We start from the raw sequence: 6785 nt of genomic DNA, 5'->3' as shown, positions 1-6785 counted from the left end.
TCCCAAGCGGTTGCACGGAGGGAAACATATTTGCTTGTCTTAGGATTGTTAATCTTAGCTGTCCAACGATCATCCGCTGTACGCTCAAGTTTTACTTTTTTCCATGACTCTCCTTCATTAAAGGAAACCTCTAATGTAGCTCCCTCTAATTTACCGTAACCCGCTACATCATCAAGTTTTGCAACAGAAAGCTCGAGTGCAGTGGATGGTCCAGCTAATGCATTGCCGTTCATATCTGTTGCAACTTTGTAGTCAAGAGAATAGAACGGAAGCGAAGTTTGGAAATCCTCACTTTTTCCAGACCAGAATGTCCATTCCGTATGAGTACTTAAAGATGTTGTCCAGCGATTCGGATCACGCTTTGCATCACTTACTAACCGGTATTGTGTTTTTTCTTCTGGGACTGGATTAAATAAATATAAAGCCTGTCCTTTTCTTTCGCTAAGAAGGGTATCTCCTTGGAACAATTTAAGAGTTTGATTTTTCACGGAATCATCATAACCGATACCGCCTGTAGAGCCATTCCCTGAATCTGCCCAAGCAGGAATATTAAATTGCAAATAGTTCCCTTGGCGGTTAGGTGCCCAATAACCAACTCCCAAACGAGGACGAGCTACTGGTGAGAACCAGTCTTCTTGAAGCTTTTGACCTTTTTCATACGTAACAGCAGGCTGGCGAACTTCCCAAGGACTGTCTAATACTTCTGTATGGTGATACCAGAGTGTATCTTTCACTGCTGAAACCCACTCTGTTCGAACAGATGGCAATTGTAATTTGTATAAAAACCCAACAGCTCCTCTTGTGTATGGACGCAGATCATAACGGAACTCTCCGCCAGGTGCTTCACGGTCTGATTTGTAACGCGTATCAATCTTGACTAATTCATTGTTAGATGGTGCATATTTTAAATTCTTTGGAATCTGGTCTTGATGCACATCCATTAGATCATAGACATAAGGTGTATTTACTTCACCTTCAACAAACAATTTCAAGTCACCGGAACGTKCTGCTGTAATCACTTTATCGCCTTCACTTTTACTGATTCCAGCAACGGCAAGAGGAATATCTGTATAATCTGGATTTCCTGCAAACACACTGAATTCCTTATCTTCATTGTTTACGATGATCAACAGCTTTGCACCCGCTGCATGTGCCGCAACGGCCTGCTCAGAAGGGGTAACTTCCGTGTTGCGATCGACGACAACCGCTTTGCCTTTTGCTTTCAGACGCTCATAGTCAACTGCTGTTCCTTTTCCTGMATAAACGGTTGATAAGTTATATTTCCCATCAAGACGTGTACTTCCAGCCAACGGAATATCATCCAACACTTTTCCTTTAAAATTGATCTCAAGGTAAGGTTTTATTAAACGCCAGCGAGTCAAAAATTCGAAGTCTCCTGTCTTAACTTCCTTTGTTGGGACAGCATACATTTTATCGATCCACACAGGCATTAAATAAATGTGATTCATTGTTTTGCCATCAAGGGAACGGTAGTATTCCATGCGCTGATAGCTTGGTTCTGTATTCTTTGGCACTTCAACTGAAATTTCTTTTGCTTTTCGAGCATCAAGTTCTACTGTTTGAGGACCGTCTAATTTAATCTCTGGTGTACCAACCAATGCCACACCTTGGTGATCTGTTTCGGTATCTACTTCCATCATAGACATAGCTGAATAGGTTCCAGTGGGTAAACGAACTTCTGTTGTTCCGTTTACAGCAACAAATTCAGGATCCATGTTTTTGTTAACGAGTCCAACATACGTAAGGGTAGGGTTCCCGTTACGGTCTGTAGCGTTAAACGTTAACGGATACTTTTCCTCTTCCTTTACCATACCCATTGAAGTATGAGCCATTTGTTTGCCATCGGCATCTGTTGCTGTCAGGTGTCCTTCATAACGGGAGCCTAATTCACCAAGTGTCGGATTCAACGTTACCGTTACGTCTTTCGTACCTTTTGCCGGAATAGTAATTTCACTCTCAGACACGGTTAACATACCATTTGGTGCGGCATCATCTTTTGTATTCTTAAAATCTGCTTGAAGGTTTAAGGTTAAAGCGGAGTCACTGTCGTTTGTATACGTGACCGTTTTCTGTACAGGCTGAGCATTATCATGTGGCCATTTGAAAAATCCAAATGATAGGGAACCAGTTGCCCTCACTGTGCTGAATGCAGCTGCTGGTACATCCAATCGACCCGATCCGATATGATAAGGCGAGTAATCTAGTTTTTTTGAAGTACTCATCAACGCTTCTTTTAGTTGAGTTCCATTCCACTCAGGGTTCTTCTGCAGAAGGATTGCAGCAGCACCCGCCACATGTGGAGTTGCCATGGATGTACCACTCATGCTTCTGTAAGATCCGCTTCCTGATGAAAGACCAGATCGAGCTGCAACGATGTCAACACCCGGTGCAGACAGGTCAGGTTTCAATCCCATGTCTCCATAACGAGGCCCTTTGGAAGTGAAATAAGCAATATTGTCTGACTTATCAACGGCACCGATTGTTAATGCAGCATCTGCAGCTCCTGGTGAACCGATGGCCCCTTCATAACCTGAGTTTCCGGCAGCAATGACAAAGAGTGTCCCTTTGTCTTTGCTTAGCCTGTTTACCGCTTGAGCCATAGGATCTGTTCCGTCACTTGGCTCACTGCTTCCCAAACTCATGCTTACAATCTTGGCGTTGTCTGAAGCCCATTCCATACCGTCAATAATCCAAGAATCCAAACCACTTCCTGAGTCGTTTAATACTTTACCAACGAGCAACCGAGCTTCAGGAGCAACCCCTTTGTTCTTCCCTCCAGATGCTGCACCTGTTCCCAGTACCGTTGAAGCAACGTGTGTGCCGTGTCCATGAGCATCATCCACCGTTTCACCAGGTACAAAGCTTTTCGCCTCGTCTATCTGACTTGCCAAATCAGGATGATTAGGATCGATACCTGAATCGAGTACCGCCACCTTAACACCTTTACCTGTAAAACCAGATTCCCAAGCCGTTGGGGCACCGATCTGAGGTACGCTGTTGTCTAAAGTGGCTTCCACTTTGCCATCCAGCCAGATTTTTTCAATGCCCTGCTCAAATAAAGCCGTGTTTGATTTACCCTCAGGTGTGATATCTTCCCAGAACGTATCCGCTTCTTTTTTGGTAGCAGAGAGGGCAACAGCGTTAATACTCTCTAACACGCGAGCTATTTTAGCTCCTTTTGGTTCAGCATTTACTTGAACGGCTTTGCCTTTTTTTTCTGTATATTCTACGATAACGGGTAGAGACGAAAGCGTTTTGTCATCATAGCCATTTTCGATCAATTCCGTTACATTAAACAAATCCTTATCTAACTTATCAGCAGCGAGGTAAGGCATAGCTGACCCTGGAATAACATAGGTATCTTCACCAATATTTAGAATCTGAGCACCTGCACCATTTCGATCAACAGGTTCCACGTTAATTACGCTTTTACCGCCTTCAATCTTTTTAATGGTCACGACATCACCTGTAATAAGCGTGATCTTTTTTTCATCTGCGCTATTGATACTGTTTACAATAGAAGTGGTTTCAAGTGTCTTTTCAAGCGATGTTTTATCAATTGCTTTAACGTTATAAAAGGTTGAGGCAAGCATAACCGTAGATAAAGAGGTTGCTATAACTGTCTTCATGTTCTTTTTTTTCAACATATTTTCCTCCTAAAAAAGCAATTTATAAAACAAATGCATCTAGTAAGATCTGTCTTGATGTAGGGAACTCACTGTTAATACAAATACGGGAGTTAATAGTTTGCTAGTATGTGGAAAGAAAAAACCTCCTTTGGCCAATTAAAGATTCTGAACAGGAGTATGTTGTTCTAGCTGAAGGATCAGTTGATATTTAATAGGCACTGAATTTAATAGAATTCTATACCTCTTGTTTTAAGGAGTCGATGGGGGTTATTTAAGAGGGTTTTAGGACTAATTATTTTATAAAAAACAGCTTTTATTTTTTTAAAAAAGTTGACGTCTATATCCGAGTTACTATAAAAGGGGTTTTTTTACAGGGTCTTTTGACTATTTATTTTCCTAAACCATTAAAATCATCGGTCAAAGTGGCCTACCAACAAAATGATGAAACATACGTTAAGTAGATTTCTAGATAAAAAGCCGATTACTCCTTAGCTTAGGAATAATCGGCTTTTGTTTTAACGGACTGTGAATCAGCAAAACGTGGTGTTTAACTATTCTATGTATGGATCAGGTATCCAACTTTCTGTCAGTAGTTCATTATCATAAATATCTTCATTCAAAATGATAATAACTTTTTTCACTTGTCATTTTATCGGATGCTAGTTGAAAGGCTTTTTCTTTCTGGTTCGATTTAACATAATACAAAAACAGTTTTTTTTCATAATGTAGTTTTACAATCAGATTTCCGTTGGCGATGAGAATAGGAATGGCTGTTTTCTCAATATACTCATATAGCTCCTTTTCATTTTGATAGATAGTATGAAGTTGGATTTCAAAATCCATTTGTCTAGGATCTTGATTTTGCTTTGTTAATTTTAATCCTTTTTTCGAAAGTTCGATAAGCTCTTCTTCGGGAAGGAGCCTCCCTTCATAGCAGGTAGAAATATACCCATTAAGGGATGTTAGATAATGAGGTGTCTTTTCAGTTATTAGTTCCAATGCTTTTTCATACGACTGTTTAGCCTCGGAGTATCGTTTTCTTCTAAAATATTCAAATGCTATATTGTGATAGACTTTAGACGCTCTATCAATACAGTTGACTGATTCACAGACTTTCAGCAACTTTTCGTATTGTTGTTTGGTTTCATCCATATCATAAGGTTCCTTGGAATTAAGCTGGACTAAAAGTAGGGTTTCTGTATCAATAATTCTTAAGATATTTAATGTGCTTTTGAAAAATTGTAAAGCCTTTTGTCCATAAAAATAGGAAAAGATAGTTGATTGAATTGAATGGTATGCTATTGCCAAATGATAATAGTATTCTAAGTTTGAATAATTGTTATCAATTTTCTTTAATGTTTCAATGCAAGACTTGAAATTACCTGTCAGAAACATGTAGATTCCGTCTATGTGGTTTAAGAAATTTTGTTCATCAGAATCAAGTTCATTGTACTGATTCCTCATCGTTTCTATGATTTTTTTTGTTTTAGGCTTTTCATTTACAAATAAATAATACCTTGCCAATATTAGATAGTATTGATTTTTAAAGTCAGCTAGAAATCTTAAAGATTCGTTTTCTATTTCTTCTTTAAGTTGATAGATTGCTTTTGAGTCTATCATAATCAATGCGTTATTCCATTTGAACAGTTTTTCTTTTAGGAAAAAATAGCGAGAGCGTTCAATATTCATTGTTATCCCAAGTTTTTTTGCAAGTAAATCCGTAATTTCATGAGAATACTCCGTAATCCCGCGCTCTATTTTGCTAAGATGTGTGACGGAACAAATTCCTTGAGCAAGTTGGCCTTGAGTTAGCCCTGACTCTTCGCGATAGAATTTTATTAATTTTCCTTCAATCATAATACACCCCCAGGTAAACGATTTTCTATTTATTATAGGGAAGTATATCTCTTTAGTCTATGGAAGAAGGGAGGACTTTTACGAACTGCTTTGCTGAATTGATTTTTTTATCACAAGAAATATTAAAATGTTTTTAAAATGTAAAAAACAAACCTCGTATTTTGAACAAAGTTTGATCAAAATACGAGGTTTCACCTGTTTATTGCTATTCATTTAAATAAAAAAAGATGTATCTACCGATAGTGTTAACGCACAGCATAGGTCTTAATTATAGTCTGTTCGATCTGGCTACCGTTTGCGTCCCATGCCTTGATGCGAAGCGAAACGTAACCTGATGCTGGGTTTTTCACCCACACTTTGTAGTGCCCATCTTTTCGGTTATCCACTTTTGTTTTGCTCCATGTGTTGCCGTCGTCCGTAGATACTTCGACCTCTACCCCTTGAATGTCTGGAGTAGCACCTGATTGAGTGACGAATGACAGGTCAAAGTGGTCGGTAATGCCACCCTTTGCCTGGTTCTCATTATCTAGGCCAATGTTATACCTCGGCCACAGTAGCGCAAGGTTTTCTTGCCCATCTGTTGGTCGCTGGGACTTGAATGTCCAAGCTGTGCTGGTCGTTGTAGCCAGAGAGAACCCGAACCATTCTGGGTGCGATGTGTCCGCTGTGATCTTATAAGTTGCCGGTTCAGTGCTGACAGGGTACTTTCTTTGGAAAGTAGCGTCCGGTCCCTTAGCGAGAAGTTTCCCGTCTTGATACAACCCCCAAGTGGACAAGTCTTTCCCATTTGCAAACCAGCCCCAGTGCCCCGGCGTGCTATCACCGTTATCATTAGTTATGTTAAGGTTTAAGATGTCTCCCTCGCGATACGCCCAGGTATTCTCCGGTCCAGTTGGAGCGTTCGCCGCGCCCATCCAAGTCTCTTCTTTCTTGTCGCCTGGCGAGTAGATGCGAAATGTGTCCTTCATGTTACGTGAAATATCAGTAACGTCCGGATAGTACAGATGCCACCATCTCATAATCTTCATATCCGTCTTGTTGCCTGTGGAGTACCACTCTTCCCGGTCCGGTGTTTTTTCCTCGAATTTATCAAGGAATGCAAAGAAGCCACCTTCGTCCTTACGTAATGCCACGGCCCAGTCGCCAGACTTCAACCAGCCATTTGGCCTGCGGTAGTGGGCCTTCACTACGGCAGAGTTTTCTTCTGTCACCGCGTCGACAGGGTTATCCGGAATTTCACCATTAATCATCGACGCATAATTGTACACGTACGGACTG

3 protein-coding genes are annotated in these 6785 nt (G+C 40.5%); all 3 read right to left on the bottom strand.

The genetic code is table 11. The features are described 5' to 3' along the window. The coding region (locus AC1DSB_RS11990) for a S8 family peptidase (RefSeq protein ID WP_477586788.1) at positions 1 to 3668 on the bottom strand (3668 nt) is incomplete at its 3' end. 594 nt (positions 3669 to 4262) lie between these two features. Beyond that, the gene (locus AC1DSB_RS11985) at positions 4263 to 5507 is read right to left on the bottom strand and encodes a helix-turn-helix domain-containing protein (RefSeq protein ID WP_477532550.1); all 1245 of its coding nucleotides are present in this window, start codon (positions 5505 to 5507) and stop codon (positions 4263 to 4265) included. Between the two features lie 245 nt (positions 5508 to 5752). Beyond that, positions 5753 to 6785 (bottom strand): hypothetical protein (locus AC1DSB_RS11980; RefSeq protein ID WP_477586787.1); only part of this gene is annotated, 1033 nt, incomplete at its 5' end.

It is taken from the genome of Paenisporosarcina sp. P4_E4_2, from assembly GCF_056401595.1.
Note: the sequence above shows the minus strand (reverse complement) of the source record. Positions and strands in the feature narration are given on the sequence as shown.

Excerpts from the sequence above, each read along its gene's own strand:
- AC1DSB_RS11985 (WP_477532550.1), bottom strand. The coding sequence starts at position 5,507 with ATGATTGAAGGAAAATTAATAAAATTCTATCGCGAAGAGTCAGGGCTA.